The following is a 17785-nucleotide window of genomic DNA, read 5'->3' as shown; positions in this document are numbered from 1 at the left end:
CAACACTAGTCGGAGAGAACTGTCGCGGGCGCGACGCGTTCGGCGTTGGCACCGTCGAGCGAGACCGCCCCGATGACCTGGACGCCCTTGCCGAAGGTCCAGTCGCCGTTGACGGTGAGCGAGGCAGCCTTGCGCAGCGACGGCGCGCCCTCGGGGAAGCGCTCGTCGAAGTTCGCGACGTACTTGTAGTAGTCGCCGTCCAGGTCGATGAACGGCACCACGTCGGCGACCTGGTCGAGCACGAAGTTCTCCCCGATGTCGTAGACGTCGGAGCGGAGGACCAGGAGGTCGTTTGTGGTCTTGACCGGGACGAACCGGTCGCGGCCGACCTCGATCAGCTGCGAACCCTCGAAGACCTCGATCGCGGCGCCCATGGCGGTCTCGATCTGGACGACCTTGGGGGTCTTCGGGTCGGCAGGGTCGACGGTCTTCTCGTTGCGGATCAGCGGCAGGCCGAGGATGCCGTCGCGCTCGGAGAGGACCTTCTTGAGCGCCTTGAGGTCGAACCAGATGTTGTTGGTCGAGCAGTACTTGTGGCGGTTGAGGTCCTGCAGCGCCACCTTGTCCTCGTCCAGCGTCTGCGCGGTCTCACGCAGGATGAGGCGGCCATCGGACTTGCGGCGCGCGAAGTGGCCGCCCTTGCGGTCGCTCGGGGTGCGGCGTACGGCCTCGATGGCGAAGGGGGCACCGGACTTGGCGAACCAGCCGGCGACCTTCTCGTCGGGGACGGCGCCGAGGTTGTCGGAGTTGGAGACGAAGACCCGCTCGTAGCCCTGCTCGATGAGCAGGTCGAGGAGCCCGGTGTCGAGCAGGGCGGTGTAGATGTCCCCGTGGCCCGGCGGGCACCACTCGAGCTCGGGGTCCTTGGGCCACTCGACCGGGGTCAGGTCGTCGACGAGCAGGCGCGGCTCGCGGTTCTGCAGGAACTCCAGCGGCAGGCCCTCGACCGGCAGGTCCTGGTAGCGCTCGAGCGCGGCCAGGCTGTCCTCGGAGGTGCGGAAGGAGTTCATCAGCAGCAGCGGGAGACGTACGTCGTACTTCTCGCGCATGTGCAGGATCTGGCGGGCGATCACGTCCAAGAAGCTCAGACCCTTGCGCACGCACAGCAGCGACTTGGCGCGGTCCATGCCCATCGAGGTGCCGAGGCCGCCGTTGAGCTTGATCACCGCGGTGGTCGAGATGGCGGCGTGCGCCTCCTCATCGGTGACCACGGCGTCGCTGATCGACGGGATGTCGACCGGCTCGATGGTCTCCTCCGGGATCATCCCGGTCTCACCGTGCTCGAGCTGGCGGTAGTAATGTGCGAATGTCTGCACCGCGACGTCGTCTACGCCGGCATCGCGCATCTTCGCCATTGCCTTGGCCAAACCTGGGCTACCCATAGAGGAAAGCCTAGGCTGTCGTTGTGTCGGGTTCACACACCCCTCCGGGTTCTGATAGTCCAGCCCCCGCTGACTTCGTGGGGCGCAAGACTGCCTTACGCGACCAGTTGCTGACCAGCCGAGGGCGCATCGGGCTCCCTCGGTTGGGTTCGCTCGCGCGTTCCCTGTCGCAGGTGGTCACTGATATTCCAGACGTACGCAGCGCCGGAACGGTTGCGCTCTACGTCTCGATCGGCACCGAACCGGGCACCGGACCTCTTATCGACGAGCTGGACGCGGCCGGGAAACGCATCCTGCTGCCCTGTCTGCTGCCGGACAACGACCTGGACTGGGCCGCCTACGACGGAGAGCTGGTCCGGGCGCCTCGGGGGCTGCTGGAGCCCGGCGGGGAGCGGTTGGGCGTCTCCGCGATCGCCGGCGCTGACGTCGTGCTCGTCCCCGGCCTGGCCGTCGACACGCGTGGGCATCGGATGGGACGTGGCGGCGGATCCTACGACCGTGTCCTGGCTCGGGTGCCGGTCGGAACCTTTACCTGCGTACTTCTCTATCCGTGGGAGATCGGTGTCGCGGTGCCGGTCGAGGCGCACGACCGGGCGGTCGGAGCGGCCGCGAGCGCGGAGGGAATGCAGCGCTTCTCCTAGGCGTTCGCTAATATTGGCAGTCGCGCCCGTCGAGTGCCAGATTCTGTTCTAGGAGAAACGTGCCCACCTATCAGTACGCCTGCACCGAGTGCGGCCACGCCTTCGACCAGTTCCAGAGCTTCAGCGACGCCTCGCTGACCGAGTGCCCCGAGTGCGGCGGCAAGCTGCGCAAGGTCTTCAGCGCCGCCGGCGTCGTCTTCAAGGGCTCCGGCTTCTACCGCACCGACTCCCGGTCCGGGTCCTCCTCGTCGACGTCCTCCACGTCCTCGACGACGTCGCCCTCGAGCACCTCCTCCCCGGCACCGGCCGCGTCCAGCTCCTCGGACTGAGCCCCACCCGCGACAGCGGGTTATCCACAGGGTCATCCACAACCTGATCTGGGCTGTGGATAGCGAGATGCGGGAATCGCGCGGGCGACTTAGCGTGCCCGCATGTTCACTCGAGCCACGTCCTTGTCCCGCCGCGTACGCCGCGGAGTCCTCGCCCACCGACGCCTGCTGGCGTTCCTGCTGACCGCCTCCGCGGTCGCGATCGGCTTCTCGGCCACCCGGGCTGAACCACCCGACACCTCGACGATGGCGGTGGCCTCCCGAGATCTGCCGGTCGGCACGGTCCTCACCGCCGCCGACCTCACCGACGTCTCGACCGACCCCGCCAACGTGCCCGCCGACCTCGCCGAAGCGCCGCTCGGCGAGCGCCTGGCAGCGCCCTTACGGCGCGGCGAGCCCGTCACTGACGTACGTCTCGTGGGTCCGGAGCTGACCGAGGGACACCCCGACCTGGTGGCCGTCCCGGTCCGGCTCCCCGACGCCGAGATGGCCGGCCTGCTCCACGTCGGCGACACCGTCGACCTCTACGCCACCGACCCCGCCACCGCCGAGACCGCCCTGGTCACCACCGACACGCTGATCCTCAGCCTCCCTCAAGCCGCGGAGACGAGCCGCGATGATTCCATGGCACAAGGAAAGACCGACGGGTTTGGCGTCACGAACGCTTCGGCGGGGCGTCTGGTCATCGTCGGAGTCGCCGAGAACAGCGTCGAGGACGTCACATCAGCAGGGGTGGGTGGCTACCTCACCTTCGCGTATTGACGACCAACGCACGCCATATCCGGGGTCTCCTTCACCTCACACAATGAGCAACAGGAGAATGCAACACATGAACGGTTTCAAGAAGTTCCTGCTCCAGGGCGACCTGATCAAACTAGCGGTCGCGTTCATCATGGGTGCCGCGTTCGCCTCGGTGGTGACAGCCACCGTCGCGGTGATCATGGACCTGATCGGCAAGCTCGGCGGCACGCCTGACTTCTCCAACTGGAAGCCCTATGGCATCCACTTCGGCGACTGGTTCACCGCGGTGATCTCCTTCGTCATCATGGCTGCGGTCGTCTACTTCATGATCGTCAAGCCCTACACCGCCGCCAAGGAGCGCTTCTTCCCGGAACCCGAGCCGGGCGAGACCGAGATCGACATCCTCAAGCAGATCCGCGACCGCCTCAGCGCCGCCCGCTGACCCGTTCGCACCCAGGTGCCGTCTCACCCACCGTGGTGAGGCGGCACCTGCGATTTCAGCCATCGATCCGACGCCGACTCCTCCGACTCCGCCGACGACTCCCGCTCGTCGCTGGTCGTCTCGGGCAGTACGTCACCGAAGATCCGCGCCAGCCTCTGCTTGCGCTTCCACTCCGGCTCCTCCGGCGCTTCCGGTTCGGGCGAGGTGTCCTCAGCCATCAGCAGAGTCCCGCACGCTCGCGCGCCGCCTTCGCCTCTTCAGCGATCTGGGCGAGCTCCTCCTCGGAAGCACCACTGCTGGCACCGCCCGAGGCGGTATCCGACGACTCGCCGGACGCGGCCTCGTCGCTGGGTGAGGTTTCCGCGGTCTCGCCGTCGGTCGCGGTGTCGTCCGGAGCTGCGTCGCCTTCGCCCGAACTCTTGCTCTTCTTGCCCGAAGCCTCGCCGGCGTCCAGCGCCCCGGCCGCGATCTTCTTGGTCAACGGCTTGTCGTTCGCGATTGCCCTGAAGACGTTCTTCGCTTTCTCCTCATCGAGGACGACGGTCGCTTCAGGGTTCTGAGGATCGGCGACCGTGGGAATCGTGAGGAACTTGATGTTCTCCATCCCGATGCTCTGGAACCCGGCGCCGATCTGCGCCATCGTGTCGAGGTTGTCCTTGAGACCCTCGTCCATCGTCAGGCCCTTGGTCGCGGCGTTCAAGAAGCTGAGCACCTTCGTGGGACTGGACAGAGTGTCGCCGGAGAGCAGCTTGGCCGCCATCGAACCGATGAAAGCCTGCTGGCGTTTGGACCGGTCGAGATCGCCACCGTCTCCGAGTCCATGCCGCAAGCGCACATAGTTGAGCGCCTGCTTGCCGGTCAGCGTCTGCTCACCAGCGTCGAAGTGAGCGCCGGTGAACTTGTCGTCGACCTCTTCAGGAAGGCAGACGTCGACCCCGTCGATGGCATCGACCATGCCCTTGAAGCTCGCAAAGTCCACCACGACGAGATGGTTGACTGTGATGTCGCACTTCTCACCGCACATCTCGCTGGACACGGACTCCAGCTGCTCGATCGTGCAGGTCGGGCCCGCCGTCGCGTACGCAGCATTCCATCGCACGTACTCAGCAGGCGCCGTCTTACCGTCCTCGGTCTTGCAAGAGGGCCGATTCACCATCGTGTCGCGCGGGATCGAGACACCGTAGGCGAACTTCCGGTTGGCGGACAGGTGCAGCAGGATGTTCGTGTCCGAACCACCGCCACTCTCACCGTCGACGCCACATCCCTTGCAGTCGCGGCTGTCCGACCCCATCACGAGGATGTTGATCGGTTCCTTCGGGCCGACGTCAGCAGCCGCCTCGCCAAGACTGACGGTGCTGATGTTCGACCGCAGGCTGCGGTAGGTGTAGACGGTGAACAGGCCGACGAGCAGCGCCAGCACGAGCAGGGTCGAGCTGAGCACCTGCCACACACTGACCCGCGGCTTGTCGCGCTCCTCGCGCTCGTCGTCCGGGTAGGGCGCGTACGGCTCCTGGTAGCCATCCTGGGGCGGATAGTCGTCGTAGGACTCGTCGTCGTAACCCGCTGCGTACGCAGCGCCGCGGCGGCCCGGGGCGGGATAGGCCTCATGGCGGGCCTCGTGCAGCTCATCGCGTGAGGACGTACGCCCTCGGGGCCGGTCGGCCGGGTCAGGTCGGGGCGCGACAGCGGTCGCGCCGGGGTCGTTCCAGTCGAACTCGCGCGCGGCCGGCGGGGCGAGCTGCTGGTCAGGGACCTGGGGTGCGGGAGGAGCCGGGTGAGGATCTTGGCGATACCACTCAGGTGCCGGCGCGACCGCGGTCTCCTCGACGGAGGGAGCGGGGGCGGGCGGCGAAGGTATTCGGCGCTCGGGACGCGGGGTCTCACGCAGCGGAGGGGCTACGGCCGTTGCGTCGGGGTCCCACTCCTGAGGGGCAGGAGGGGGAGGCATCGACGGCCCCGGAGTCCCCCGGCCCATCGCCTGCAAGCGCTCGGCGCGGGTCGGCTCGCGCCGCACCGGTTCTGCGTGCAGCGGCTCGACAGCGGGAGGCTCAGGCTGAACCGGCTCCCGGTGGGCCGGACGCGCAGCCCGGCGGCCGCCACCCGACGAACCGGGCCCGGGAGGCGGCGGCGACACGAACTCGGACTGCGGACGCGCGGCCCGCCGGCCACCGCCCGGCTCCACCGACGGCTGGTCGGTCGGTACGTCGGCGACCCGAGCACCACGGCCGGAATGAGTCCCCCCGGACTCGTTGCTCTCAGGCTCGTCGGCGCCGTACATCCACTCGAATCCGGACACGCCGGAGCCTGAATCCGCACCCCCACGTCGGGGAGGCATGGAGGCGTCAGGCATAGATCACCGTCACTCGTCGCTTGTCATTGGGGGGATTCGGGTTGAGTCGACGGTGACTCAACCTACGCGAGGGCCCCAAGTTTGGCCCCTGACCGCATCGAACCCCAAACCGTAGTATCACCTGCCACCATGGCAAGATATTCGCGAATGCCCCAGTAGCTCAGTGGATAGAGCAGCCGCCTCCTAAGCGAAAGGTCGCAAGTTCGACTCTTGCCTGGGGCACCAAGACAACCAGAGCAGCCGACTCCCCAACGGCGAAAGGCCCGCAAGTTCGACTCTTGCCTGGGGCACCAGTGCCAGATATTTCCCTATGCCACCGCGCCCTGCGACGCGTCGATGACCTCGAACCGGATCCCCGCGGCCTGGAGCCGATCGAGCAGCGCGTCGCCCATCGCGACAGCGGTGGTCACCGAACCGGACGTCTCGGGCAGCGTGTCGAAGGCCAGGCAGAGCGCCGACTCGGCGAGCATCTTCGCCGTCTCGGTGTAGCCGGGGTCGCCTCCGGAGACCTTGGTGTGGATCTTCCGGCCGCCGGACTCGGCGACGAAGTCGACGGTGAACCACGACTTCTCGCGGCGGCCCTCGGAGGGTCCGGTGCCCTGCTTGACCCGCTCGCCGAGCTTGGCCCGCAGCGGCGGCACCTGCATCGCGAGGGCGAGGGCACCGACGCCGACCGCGCCGCCGACGGCGTACCTCAGAGTCTTGGTCCCGGCGAAGTGCGAGTAGGTGAAAGCGGGGCCGTAGGCCTCCAGCGCCCGCCCGGACCGGGCGACGATGAACGGATCGATGGTCGGCAGCGGCAGCAGCCAGAAGCCGAGCTCGCTGTCACGGCCTAACGTCGGCTTCGCCGGTCGAGACGTACGCCCCTTCGGCCGCTCCTCGAGCGCGCGGCGCTCGCGCGACGCGGCCGCCATCTCCCGGGGCCGCGACATCTGTCCCAGCGCGGAGTGGAAGGTGCCGCCGGAGAAAGTGGCGTTGGAGCGGACGACGCCCTTCATCGTCAGCGGACCGGTGATGTCGCCGCCGGCGGCGAGCTCGCGCACCGTGAAGTAGGCACCGAGGTCGTGCGGGATCGAGTCGAACCCGCAGGCGTGCACGATCCGGGCACCGTTGGCGCGGGCGGTGGCGTCGTACATCACGAACATCCGGTCGACGAACTCGGGTTCTCCGGTCAGGTCGACGTAGTCGGTGCCGGCCTCGGCGCAGGCCTTGACGAGCGGCTCGCCGTACTCCAGGTAGGGCCCGACGGTGGTGATCACGACGCGAGCACGAGCGGCCAGCGCGGCCAGCGACGAGGAGTCGTGCACGTCGGCCTGGAGGAGCTCGACGCCAGCAGCGTCGAGTCCGTCTCGCACGGCCTCGAGCCGCGACAGGGAGCGGCCCGCGAGCGCCCATCGCAGTCCCTCGGGCGCGTGCTCGGCGAGATATTCGGCCACCAGACCGCCCGTGAATCCGGTCGCGCCGAACAGGACGATGTCGAGATCGCGAGGAGACGTCATAACCGCTACCTTTCCAGAAGCAACGAAATCCGAGACGGCACGGGTCTCTCAGTGATCAAATGTTGCATCAATAGGGATACTCTTGAGCGGTTTCTTTCGGTGAATCAGCATTTGAGTGAACGACCAGGCACCATCCCCAACCACGAGATGAGTGAGACGAGCCTGTGGGCGACGCGGTGATCAGCGTTCTGCTGGCCGACGGTCACGACGTTGTGCGTGTCGGCGTGCGTACGGTCCTGCTGCCCGAACCGGACATCGAAGTCGTCGGTGAGGCCCGCACCGCCGCCGAGGCACGGCCGCTGATCGCGACGCTCCGTCCTGACGTACTCATTCTCGACGCCCACCTGCCCGACGCCTCCGGCGTGGCGCTCTGCCGCGAGGCGCTCGCGATCAAGAGCGACATCCGCTGCATGATCCTGGCCACCGACGCCGACGACGAGGTGATGAGCCAGGCGATCATGGCCGGGGCGGCCGGTTACGTGCTCAAGCAGATCGAGGCGACGAGCCTGGTCTCCGGCGTACGCCTGGTGGCCAGCGGCCACACCCTCTTCGACCCCGAGGCGGCCGCCAAGGTGGTCCACAACGTCGAGGAGCGCCGCCGGATGCACGAGGTGGTCGCCGACCTGACTCCGCAGCAGCGCCGGATCCTGGTCCTGCTCGCCGAGGGCATCTCCAACCGGCAGATCGCCGACCGTCTGGTGCTGGCGGAGAAAACCGTGAAGAATCACATCACCGGTCTGCTCGCCAAGCTCGGCGTCAGCCACCGCACCCAGGCCGCCCTGATGGCGAGCCGGCTGCTCGAGGACGGCGTCGTGCCGCGGCCCGCTCCCCCGGCCGACGACGCGAGGCAGGCCAAGGGCGCGCCCAACGGCGGGCCGATGCCCCCGCACCCGCGCGGCCAGGCCCCCTCCCACAGCCCCGGCCGATCGCGCTGAGCGTCGCCTCGATCCAGGTACCGTTGAAGGCATGTGCCGCAACATCCGCCCGCTCCACAACTTCGAGCCGCCTGCCACCAACGACGAGGTCGCCGCTGCCGCCCTGCAGTTCGTACGCAAGGTGAGCGGCACGACCAAGCCTTCGGCCGCCAACCAGGAGGCCTTCGACCACGCCGTCGCAGAGATCGCCCACATCACCCGGCATCTCCTCGACGATCTGGTCACCAACGCTCCCAAGAAGAACCGTGAGGTCGAGGCCGCGAAGCGCAAGGCTCGCGCCGAGGGCAGGTACGCATCGTGACCCTCGCCCCGGAGGCGAGCAACACCGATTCGTACGCAGAAGCCCTGGCCCTCCTGCAGGACCGGCGCCTCGTGGTGCTGACCGGGGCCGGCGTCTCGACCGACTCGGGCATCCCCGACTATCGCAGTCCGGGCAGCCCGTCACGGCAGCCGATGACGTACCAGCAGTTCATCTCTGGCCCGCAGGAGCGGCAGCGCTACTGGGCGCGCAGCCACCTCGGCTGGCGGCGGATGGGCAGCGCGGTGCCGAACGCCGGCCATCGCGCCCTGGCCGCGATCGATCCCGAGCTGCTGATCACCCAGAACGTCGACGGTCTGCACGAGCAGGCGGCACCCGAGCTCGCCAGCAGCGGCCGGATCGTGACACTGCACGGCCGGGTGGCCGATGTGATCTGCCTGTCCTGCCGAACGCTGAGCCCGCGCCGCGACCTCCAGGAGCGGATGGAGGCGCTCAACGTGGGATGGGCCGAGGCGCACGCGGACGTCGAGACCCGGCCTGACGGTGACGTCGCGCTCGAGGAGACGCTGGACTTCGTCGTGCCCGACTGCGAGATCTGCGGTGGCATCCTCAAGCCCGACGTCGTCTTCTTCGGCGAGAACGTCCCCAAGGACCGGGTCGCCCGGTGCATGGCGGCGGTCGACGAACTAGCAGAACCAGATCTCGAACGCCGCGACGAGCGGCAGGGGAAGGGCGTGCTGCTCGTCGCGGGCTCGAGTCTGGCGGTGATGAGTGGCTATCGGTTCGTACGCCGGGCGGCGAAGGCCGGGATCCCGGTCGTCATCGTCAACCGCGGCGCCACCAGGGGCGACGGGGAGGCTGCGTACAAGCTGGAGGTCGGGACCAGCGAGTTCCTCACCACCTTGGCGTCACGCAGAGCGTGATTGGGGCAGGTCGGCCATGCGGCCGGCGGCCTCGTCGACGGAGAGTCTGGCACCGATGAAGAAGTGGTAGACCGGGCCTTCGTCGATCAGCAGCACCTTGGCGCTGTGGTAGTCACCGCCGAGGTCGGTGAGCACGATCTCCTCGCCGCGCTCGAGGTGACGGGTCAGGCCGGTGTCGGTGTGGTGGACGGCGACTGGGCGGAACGTCTCATCCAGCTCGCGGCCGCGAGCGGGCAGATGAACGACCTCCATAGAGCTCTCCCCTCCGGAGACCCCCGCAAGTCTCGACATGACAACTGCTGAAGCCCACATCGACAATCGGGCTTCCAGCAGGCCTTGCACGTCAAACATAAGCATCTATGCCGTAATCGGTCCAGAGTGATGTGCCAGATTCTGCTGACGTCGAGAGAATTTCACCCACGGTTACAAAAGTGGGCGCAGCGTTGCCACATCGAAAACGACTCGTGGAGCCGCCCAGCGACAAATCTGCGGGTCAGAGGGCCTTGACGAAGATATGGTCCGCGGCCTCGGGGATGATCTCCGCGGTCTCCCCACCGGAGCCGAGCATGACCCCGTCGGGGGTCGCCTTGATGGCGACGGTCTGGTCCGGGGTCGCACCGACCCGGCGCAGGGCGCTCATCAGCGACTCGTCCTTCTGCATCTCCTCGGAGATGCGGCGCACCAGGACGGTGGCGCGCTCGGAGGTCGCCGCGGCCGTGAGTGACTGGACGCCGGCCATGAAGTCCTCGTCGGCGGGCTTGCCGCCGAGCTCGTCGAGACCGGGGATCGGGTTGCCGTAGGGCGACTCGGTCGGGTCGCCGAGCAGGTCGAGCAGTCGCTTCTCGACCGTGTCCGACATGACGTGCTCCCAGCGGCACGCCTCCTCGTGCACGAGCTCCCAGTCGAGGCCGATGACGTCGGTGAGCAGCCGCTCGGCGAGGCGGTGCTTGCGCATCACCCGGGTGGCCAGGCGAAGGCCCTCGTCGGTGAGCTGCAGGTGACGGTCACCCTCGACGGTGAGCAGCCCGTCGCGCTCCATCCGGGCGACGGTCTGGGAGACCGTGGGGCCGGACTGGTGCAGGCGCTCGGCGATGCGGGCGCGCAGCGGAACGATTCCCTCTTCGACCAGCTCGTAGATCGTGCGGAGGTACATCTCGGTGGTATCGATGAGATCGCTCACGGGCTAATCCTACATCCTTGAATCAGTCAGAAAAACCGAACCCAGCAGGGTGTGTCCCGAACGACGTCGGCCTGCAGGAGAGATCATCGCGGCGCGATCCCCTAGGAGCCCTGGCGTTCTAGGGCTTCGTTGTATCTCGAAAGCATAGCGCTGAGCCGGTCGATGTCGTCGGGACTCCAGTCGGCCAGCCGGTCGTTGAAACGTACGCGACGCTCCCGGGCCACCCGCTCGAGCCCCTCGCGGGCCTCGGCGGTCACCGAGACCAGGCTGGCCCGCCCGTCCTCGGGGTCGGGATGGCGCTCGAGCAGGCCCAGGTCGATCATGGCCTGCACCATCCGGCTGACCGCTCCCTTGTCGATGCCGAGTCCGTCGACCAGCGCGGAGGCGCGCACCGGGCCACGCTCGGCGATCCAGGTCAGCATCATGTAGCCACCGGGCGGCAGATCCGGGTGGAGCATCCGGCCGCGTGCCTTCATCGCCCGCTTGGCCCTCCACACGAGCACGCCGACCTCGGACTCGAGCCGGCTGAGCGACTCACCGCGAGGGCCGTCCTCGAACTGCTCGCCCTGAGCGGCGTCGTCCATGGCTGTCATCCCTGTCATCTCCGGCCCGCTCCCCCCGCCTCGAGCTCCGCGGCGACCTCAGGAGCGATCTCATCGTCGGCGAGGTCCTCGATCGTAGTCTTGAGCGGAACCTCCTTGATACCCAGGATCGCCACCAGCGCGATGACCGCGCACGGGATGGCCACCAGGAAGAGATCGGCGGTGGCGACGGCGAAGGCGTGCTCGTAGAGGGCCTGCATCGCGCTCGGCATGCTCGCCGGGTCGGCGAGCCCACCGCCCTGCAGGCTCTGGAGCTCCTCGGGGGTCACCTTTCCGCTGGCCACCAGCTCCGGGATGCCATCGGTGATGACGTCCTCGACCCGGTGCGAGAGCACGGCGCCGAGCGCGGCGATGCCCATCGAGCCGCCCATCGACCGGAAGAACGCGACGACCGAGGAGCCGGCACCCATGTCCTTGTTGTCGAGGTTGTTCTGCACCGCGAGGACGAGGTTCTGGTTGGTAGCGCCGACGCCGAGACCGAGGATGGCCATGAAGGCACCCACCAGGGCGAGGTTGGTGTGCTCGTCGATCGTGCTGAGCAGGAAGAGCCCGATCGGCAGCATGACGCCGCCGAAGATCAGGTAGCGCTTCCAGCGTCCGGTGGAGCTGATCAGGCGCCCGGTGACCATCCCGGCACCGGAGAGTCCGAACACCATGAAGATCGACATCAGTCCGGCGTGGGTCGGCGTCATCCCGCGAGCGGTCTGGAAGTACTGCTGCAGGTAGACCGTCGCGCCGAACATCCCGGCACCGACGAAGAACGAGGCGAGGGTGGAGAGGACCATCGTGCGGTCGCGGAAGAGGCGCAGCGGGATGATCGGCTCCTTGGCGAACCTGCCCTCGACCAGGATCGCGAGGGCCAGCACCAGGACGCTGCCGGCGACCAGGGCGTACGACATCGGTGAGGTCCACGCGAAGGAGTCGCCGCCCAGGGTGACCCAGATCAGCAGCGTGGAGACGCCGGCGACCAGCAGGAAAGCACCGAGGTAGTCGATGCTGACCTCGCGGCGTACGTGCGGGAGGTGCAGGGTCTTCTGGAGCAGGATGAAGGCGACCACCGCGAACGGCACGCCGACGTAGAAGACGCCGGGCCAGCCCAGCGGGGAGTCGACGATCACGCCGCCGACGAGCGGCCCGATGACCGTGGCCAGGGCGAAGACCGCGCCGATGTATCCCGAGTAACGACCGCGCTCACGCGGGGAGACGATCGTCGCGATGATCACCTGGATCAGTGCGATGATGCCGCCCATGCCGAGGCCGGCGATCACTCGGCCGGTGATGATCACCGGCATCGACGGCGCCAGACCACAGATCGCCGATCCGACGATGAAGAGGCCGAGCGCGGCCTGGACCAGCACCTTCTTGTTGTAGAGGTCGGCGAGCTTGCCCCAGATCGGCATCGTCGCGGTCATCGCCAGCATGCTCGAGACGACGATCCAGGTGTAGCCACCCTGGGTGCCGCCGAGGTCGGTGACGATCCGCGGAAGCGCGTTGGCGACCGACGTACCGGACAGCATGGCGACGAAGAGCGCCATCAGAAGGCCGGAGAGGACCTCCATGATCTGGCGGTGGGTCATCTGCGGCGCCGCGATGGCCTGCGAGGACTGCTGGGACTCTGACAAGTGGGACTCGGCTCTCACGCGAATTGGTTGAACATCGACAACCAATGTACGTCGGATTAGTTGCTAAACGCAACTTATCGCCGGGCCCGGCTGATCCCAACAATGCAGAAAACGGGGCGACCCGCAGGCGGGCCAGGTGGCCAACCCGGTGGATGAGTCCGGTACGCCTGCGGGTCGGGTGGCTGCTGATTTATTGCCAGCCCCCATCCGTAGTTGGGGAAGCTGCTAGCGAGCAGCCACCTCACGCATCCAATCGTTCTTCATCTGATCGGATCACCTCCTTTCCCGTGTGGCTCAACGGTAGGCGCCGGGCCATCGCGGGATCAAAGGGTTATTTCTCAAGCCGGCTCCTCGACGAGTGCGTGGCTGAACTGCGACTGGTAGAGCTCGGCGTACGCTCCCTTGGCCTCGAGCAGCTCGGCATGGTTGCCCTGCTCGACGATCGCGCCGTCGCGCATGACCAGGATCAGGTCGGCGTCGCGGATCGTGGAGAGCCGGTGGGCGATCACGAACGACGTACGGTCCGAGCGCAGCGCTGCCATGGCGTGCTGCAGGAGCAGCTCGGTGCGGGTGTCGACCGAGGAGGTCGCCTCGTCGAGGATCAGCAGCGACGGCTCGGCGAGGAACGCGCGGGCGATCGTGATCAGCTGCCGCTCGCCCGCCGAGAGGTTGCCGCCCTCGTCGGTGATCAGGGTGTCGTAGCCATCCGGCAGCGAGTGCACGAACCTGTCGACGTACGTCGCCCGGGCCGCCTCGAGGAGCTCCTCCTCGGTCGCGTCCGGCCGGCCGTAGCGGATGTTGTCGCGGATCGTGCCCTCGAAGAGCCAGGTGTCCTGGAGCACCATGCCGGTGCGCTCGCGCAGGTCGGAACGGGGAATCGAGGCGATGTCGACGCCGTCGAGGGTGATCTGGCCGGCGTCGAGCTCGTAGAACCTCATGATCAGGTTGACCAGGGTGGTCTTGCCGGCACCGGTGGGGCCGACGATCGCGACGGTCTGACCTGGACGGGCCACCAGGGACAGGTCCTCGATGAGCGGCCTGTCCTTGTCGTAGGAGAAGCTCACGTGCTCGAACCGGACCTCGCCGGCACCGGCGCCGTTCCTGGGGGTGCCGACATCGGGCGTCTGCTCCTCGGCGTCGAGCAGCTCGAAGACCCGCTCGGCCGAGGCGACGCCCGACTGGAGCAGGTTCATCATCGAGGCGAGGGTGGTGATGGGCTGGGTGAACTGGCGCGAGTACTGGATGAAGGCCTGCAGCTCGCCCAGGCTCAGCGCGCCGCTGGCGACCCGGAGGGACCCGACCACGCAGACCACGACGAACATCAGGTTGCCGACGAACATCATCAGCGGCATCAGGATCCCGCTGATGAACTGTGCCTTGAAGGATGCGGCGAAGAGCTTGTCGTTCTCCTCGGCGAAGGTCTTCTCGACCTCCTCCTGACGCCCGAAGACCTTGACCAGGTCGTGGCCCGAGAAGGTCTCCTCGATGTGGCCGTTGAGCTTGCCGGTGTGACGCCACTGGGCCACGAACTGACCCTGCGACCGCTTCATCACCGCGCCGGTCACCACCAGCGAGACCGGCACCGCGAGCAGTGCGATCAGGGCCAGCACCGGGCTGATCCAGAACATCATGAACAGCACCGTGACCAGCGTGAACAGAGCGGTCAGCACCTGGCTGAAGGTCTGCTGCAGGGTCTGGCTGATGTTGTCGATGTCGTTGGTGACCCGGCTGAGCAGCTCGCCTCGCGGCTGCTTGTCGAAGTAGGACAGCGGAACGCTGTGGACCTTCTTCTCGACGTCTTCGCGCAGGCCCTTCACGGTGCCCTGGACGACCGAGTTGAGGATCCAGCCCTGCACGAAGGAGAGCAGGGATGCGACGAGGTAGACGGCGAGCACCACGAGCAGTGCGCTGCGCAGAGCGTCGAAGTCGACGCCCTGGCCCGGGGTGACGTACTCCATCCCGGAGAGCATGTCGGCGAGCTTGTCGTCGCCCTGGGCGCGCAGACCCTCGACGGCCTCCTCCTGGGTGACCCCCGCCGGCAGCTCCCTGGAGAAGACGCCGCCGAAGATGATGTTGGTCGCCTTGCCCAGCAGCCACGGTCCGAGCGACATCAGGGTGACGCTGATCGCGGCCAGGCCGATGGTGGCAAAGGCGTGGACCTTGTAGGGCGCCATCCGGCGCAGCAGCCGCTTGGCCGAGGGGACGAAGTTCATCGCCTTGTCCCCCACCGCGCCGCCGGCGCCCATCGGGCCGGGGCCGCCCTGGGGACGTACGATCCGCTCGGTCTTCTTCATCTGGCCATCTGTCTGGCCGTTCGTCTGGTCGCTCATGCTGCCGCCTCCTCTGCACTGAGCTGGGAGGAGACGATCTCCTGGTAGGTGGCGTTGCCGGCGAGGAGCTCCTCGTGGGTGCCCTCGCCGACGATGGCGCCGTCCTCGAGCACGAGGATCTTGTCGGCGTCGCGGATGGTGGAGACCCGCTGGGCGACCACGATGACCGTGGAGTTGCGGGTCTCGGGGGCGAGCGCCGCGCGGAGCCGGGCGTCGGTGGCGACGTCGAGCGCGGAGAAGGAGTCGTCGAAGAGATAGATGTCGGGTCTCCTGACCAGCGCCCGGGCGATCGCGAGACGTTGCCGCTGACCACCGGAGACGTTGGTGCCGCCCTGGTCGATCTCGGCGTCGAGGCCGGTGCCGTCCTCGGGGGCCATCCGCTCCACGAAGTCACGAGCCTGGGCGACCTCGAGGGCATGCCAGAGCTCCTCGTCGGTGGCGTCCGGCTTGCCGTGGAGCAGGTTGGAGCGGACGGTGCCGGTGAAGAGGAAGGCCTTCTGCGGCACCAGCCCGAGGGAGCTGCGCAGGGTGGCCGGGTCGAGGTCGCGTACGTCGATCCCACCCACGCGGACGACACCGGCCGTCGCGTCGAAGAGCCGCGGGATGAGACCCAGGAGGGTCGTCTTCCCGGCGCCGGTGGAGCCGATGATCGCGACGGTCTGCCCGGGCCGGGCCTCGAAGGTGAGGTCGTGGAGGACGGGGTGGTCCGCGCCGGGGTAGGTGAAGCCGGCTCCGGTCAGATCGACGTACCCGTGCCGGGAGATCTCGGTGACCCCCGCTGTCGGCGGGGTCACGCTGGTCTCGGTGTCGAGGACCTCGGCGATGCGGTCGGCACAGACGGCGGCGCGCGGCACCTGCATGAGCATGAAGGTGCCCATCATGATCGACATCAGGATCTGCATCAGGTACTGCAGGAAGGCGGTCAGCGGGCCGACCTGCATCAACCCGTTGTCGACCCGGATGCCGCCGAACCAGATCACCGCGACGCTGGCGACGTTGATGACCAGCATCATCAGCGGGAACATCGTCGACATCCAGCGGCCGGCCCGCAGCGCGACGTCGGTGAGCTCGTCGTTGGCCTTGGCGAAGCGCTCGGTCTCCTGACGCTCGCGTACGAACGCCCGGATCACCCGGATGCCGGTGATCTGCTCGCGCAGGATGCGGTTGACCGCGTCGATGCGCTCCTGCACCTTGCGGAAGTTGGGGACCATGCCGCGTACGACCACGGTCATGGAGATGAGCAGCACGGGGATGACGACCGCGAGCAGCCAGGAGAGCCCGGCGTCCACGCGGATCGCCATCGCGACGCCGCCGACCATCATCATCGGCACCATCACCGCGAGCGTGCAGGTGAGCACGGCGAGCATCTGGACCTGCTGGACGTCGTTCGTGGTCCGGGTGATCAGCGACGGGGCGCCGAAGCGGCCGACCTCACGAGCGCTGAACGAGCCGACCTTCGCGAAGATCGCCGCCCGCAGGTCGCGACCGAAGCTCATCGAGCTGCGTGCGGCGAAGTAGACGCTGACGATCGACGCGAGGATCTGCACGAACGCGACGCCGAGCATGATCGCGCCGATCCTCATGATGTAACCGGTGTCGCCCTCGGCCACGCCCTTGTCGATGATGTCGGCGTTCAGGCTGGGCAGCAGCATGAAGGCCGACGTCGAGACGAGCTGCAGGATCGCGATGACGACCAGGAATCTCTTGTACGGGAGCAGGTAGTCCCGAAGGAGTCGGAGAAGCATTCAGGGGGTCTCTCTGGTCAGGCTGTGCTCGATGGGACCGTGCTCGATGGGACTGTGCTCGATGAGAATGCCGCCGAGCAGCACGTCGATGACGTCTCCGCTGCTCAACGGCTGGTTCGTTCGGTTCAGACCAGGGAGCCAGGCCCCGATCGTGAGGCTGCGAAGCACCAGCGCGGCCTTGCGCGGCGGCAGCCGCAGCTCGCTCACGTGCGGCTCGAAGACGAGCCTGGTCAGGTTGTCGACGAGGGCCTTGTTGGCATCGATGATGAACTTCGGGGGCACGTGCTGCTGACGTACGTCTTCAGGGTCTGGCTGCTCGAGCACGGCCGAGCGCACCGCCATCATCACGAGGAGGTTGCGCTGCGAGGATGCCGCGAGCAGGTCGATGACCGCACGGAGCTTGTCCTCGATCTCGGCCTTGCCCGCCACGACCTCCGTGATCGACTCGCCCGCTCGGACCGGGTCGAAGATGTTCTCGGCCACTGCTCGGTAGAGCTCCCGCTTGTCACGGAAGTGTCTGAAGATCGTGCCTTCGGCGACTCCGGCCGCCTCGGCGATGAGCCTGGTCGTAGTCGCGGTGCCGTGCTCGATCAGCAGCGTCTCGGTCGCCGCGATGATCGCGGCGCGCCGGTCGGCTGCGGGAATCGGCTTGGCCCGCGTACGTCGTTCGTCCACACGGACCAGGGTAAGTGAGTGAGTACTCACTCACAAACCTAATTATGGGTGGGTGCTCCTGCCAAACCCTGTTCGACCCGATGCGGACTAGGGCATGCTGGGCCCACTGTCGGGCCGACAAGGGCCATGA

At 67.5% G+C, this 17785-nt stretch carries 18 protein-coding genes and 1 tRNA gene; 8 read left to right on the top strand and 11 right to left on the bottom strand.

Translation table 11 applies throughout. The features are described from left to right. Positions 1-5: 5 nt before the first annotated feature. Complete coding sequence (locus ABZY89_RS11750) at positions 6-1382, bottom strand: UTP--glucose-1-phosphate uridylyltransferase (protein WP_355227282.1); 1377 nt, start codon at positions 1380-1382, stop codon at positions 6-8. 23 nt (positions 1383-1405) lie between these two features. Between ABZY89_RS11750 and ABZY89_RS11745 the strand changes: the two genes are divergently transcribed. From ABZY89_RS11745 to ABZY89_RS11730, 4 genes are all read left to right on the top strand, one after another. Then, positions 1406-2023, top strand: a complete 618-nt coding sequence (locus ABZY89_RS11745) for a 5-formyltetrahydrofolate cyclo-ligase (protein ID WP_355227280.1) — start codon at positions 1406-1408, stop codon at positions 2021-2023. Between the two features lie 59 nt (positions 2024-2082). Beyond that, positions 2083-2352: an FmdB family zinc ribbon protein gene (locus tag ABZY89_RS11740; protein ID WP_355227279.1), complete on the top strand. Its 270-nt coding sequence runs from the start codon at positions 2083-2085 to the stop codon at positions 2350-2352. Positions 2353-2454: 102 nt separating this feature from the next. Further along, complete coding sequence (locus ABZY89_RS11735) at positions 2455-3114, top strand: SAF domain-containing protein (RefSeq protein ID WP_355227277.1); 660 nt, start codon at positions 2455-2457, stop codon at positions 3112-3114. A gap of 67 nt (positions 3115-3181) precedes the next feature. After that, positions 3182-3535: an MscL family protein gene (locus tag ABZY89_RS11730; RefSeq protein WP_350663447.1), complete on the top strand. Its 354-nt coding sequence runs from the start codon at positions 3182-3184 to the stop codon at positions 3533-3535. 23 nt (positions 3536-3558) lie between these two features. Here ABZY89_RS11730 and ABZY89_RS11725 read toward each other — a convergent pair whose 3' ends face one another. Continuing rightward, positions 3559-3753, bottom strand: a complete 195-nt coding sequence (locus tag ABZY89_RS11725) for a hypothetical protein (RefSeq protein ID WP_355227275.1) — start codon at positions 3751-3753, stop codon at positions 3559-3561. Further along, a complete protein-coding gene (locus ABZY89_RS11720; RefSeq protein ID WP_355227273.1) occupies positions 3753-5831 on the bottom strand; it encodes an LCP family protein in 2079 nt (692 codons plus the stop codon). The genes ABZY89_RS11725 and ABZY89_RS11720 overlap by 1 nt, the downstream gene beginning before the upstream one ends. A gap of 203 nt (positions 5832-6034) precedes the next feature. Here ABZY89_RS11720 and ABZY89_RS11715 point away from each other — a divergent pair. Beyond that, positions 6035-6110: transfer RNA gene (locus ABZY89_RS11715), tRNA-Arg, on the top strand. A gap of 83 nt (positions 6111-6193) precedes the next feature. Here the strand turns inward: ABZY89_RS11715 and ABZY89_RS11710 are convergent. After that, complete coding sequence (locus tag ABZY89_RS11710) at positions 6194-7384, bottom strand: saccharopine dehydrogenase NADP-binding domain-containing protein (protein ID WP_355227272.1); 1191 nt, start codon at positions 7382-7384, stop codon at positions 6194-6196. 176 nt (positions 7385-7560) lie between these two features. Between ABZY89_RS11710 and ABZY89_RS11705 the strand changes: the two genes are divergently transcribed. Genes ABZY89_RS11705 through ABZY89_RS11695 form a run of 3 tightly spaced genes read left to right on the top strand, consistent with a single transcriptional unit; the run spans position 7561 to position 9501 of the window. After that, entirely contained in the window at positions 7561-8319 is a 759-nt protein-coding gene (locus ABZY89_RS11705) for a response regulator transcription factor (RefSeq protein ID WP_355227270.1), read from the top strand. A 31-nt stretch (positions 8320-8350) separates the two neighbouring features. Continuing rightward, positions 8351-8620: a DUF2277 domain-containing protein gene (locus ABZY89_RS11700; protein WP_292650787.1), complete on the top strand. Its 270-nt coding sequence runs from the start codon at positions 8351-8353 to the stop codon at positions 8618-8620. Then, a complete protein-coding gene (locus ABZY89_RS11695; RefSeq protein ID WP_355227269.1) occupies positions 8617-9501 on the top strand; it encodes a Sir2 family NAD-dependent protein deacetylase in 885 nt (294 codons plus the stop codon). The genes ABZY89_RS11700 and ABZY89_RS11695 overlap by 4 nt, the downstream gene beginning before the upstream one ends. On the opposite strand, the gene ABZY89_RS11690 is transcribed toward ABZY89_RS11695, so the two are convergent. The 7 genes from ABZY89_RS11690 to ABZY89_RS11660 all read right to left on the bottom strand — a co-directional run bounded on the left by ABZY89_RS11690 (position 9487) and on the right by ABZY89_RS11660 (position 17655). After that, complete coding sequence (locus tag ABZY89_RS11690; protein ID WP_091042652.1) at positions 9487-9753, bottom strand: hypothetical protein; 267 nt, start codon at positions 9751-9753, stop codon at positions 9487-9489. The genes ABZY89_RS11695 and ABZY89_RS11690 overlap by 15 nt on opposite strands. Positions 9754-9994: 241 nt before the next feature. Beyond that, complete coding sequence (locus ABZY89_RS11685; protein ID WP_160025543.1) at positions 9995-10681, bottom strand: metal-dependent transcriptional regulator; 687 nt, start codon at positions 10679-10681, stop codon at positions 9995-9997. Positions 10682-10782: 101 nt separating this feature from the next. Next, positions 10783-11265 (bottom strand): MarR family winged helix-turn-helix transcriptional regulator, encoded by a 483-nt coding sequence (locus ABZY89_RS11680; protein WP_355227267.1) that lies wholly within the window; start codon positions 11263-11265, stop codon positions 10783-10785. 14 nt (positions 11266-11279) lie between these two features. Beyond that, complete coding sequence (locus ABZY89_RS11675) at positions 11280-12923, bottom strand: MDR family MFS transporter (protein WP_355227266.1); 1644 nt, start codon at positions 12921-12923, stop codon at positions 11280-11282. A gap of 320 nt (positions 12924-13243) precedes the next feature. Further along, positions 13244-15235 carry an ABC transporter ATP-binding protein gene (locus tag ABZY89_RS11670; RefSeq protein WP_355227264.1) on the bottom strand — a complete coding sequence of 664 codons (1992 nt, stop codon included), beginning with the start codon at positions 15233-15235 and terminating at the stop codon, positions 13244-13246. After that, positions 15232-16980, bottom strand: a complete 1749-nt coding sequence (locus ABZY89_RS11665) for an ABC transporter ATP-binding protein (RefSeq protein WP_355227263.1) — start codon at positions 16978-16980, stop codon at positions 15232-15234. The genes ABZY89_RS11670 and ABZY89_RS11665 overlap by 4 nt, the downstream gene beginning before the upstream one ends. Beyond that, on the bottom strand, positions 16981-17655 hold the full coding sequence (locus ABZY89_RS11660; RefSeq protein WP_355227262.1) for a helix-turn-helix domain-containing protein: 675 nt from the start codon (positions 17653-17655) through the stop codon (positions 16981-16983). It abuts the gene before it with no gap. Positions 17656-17785: the final 130 nt, after the last annotated feature.

Origin of the sequence: Nocardioides sp. NPDC006303 (assembly GCF_040613175.1) — a bacterium.
Taxonomy (GTDB): domain Bacteria; phylum Actinomycetota; class Actinomycetes; order Propionibacteriales; family Nocardioidaceae; genus Nocardioides.
Note: the sequence above shows the minus strand (reverse complement) of the source record. Positions and strands in the feature narration are given on the sequence as shown.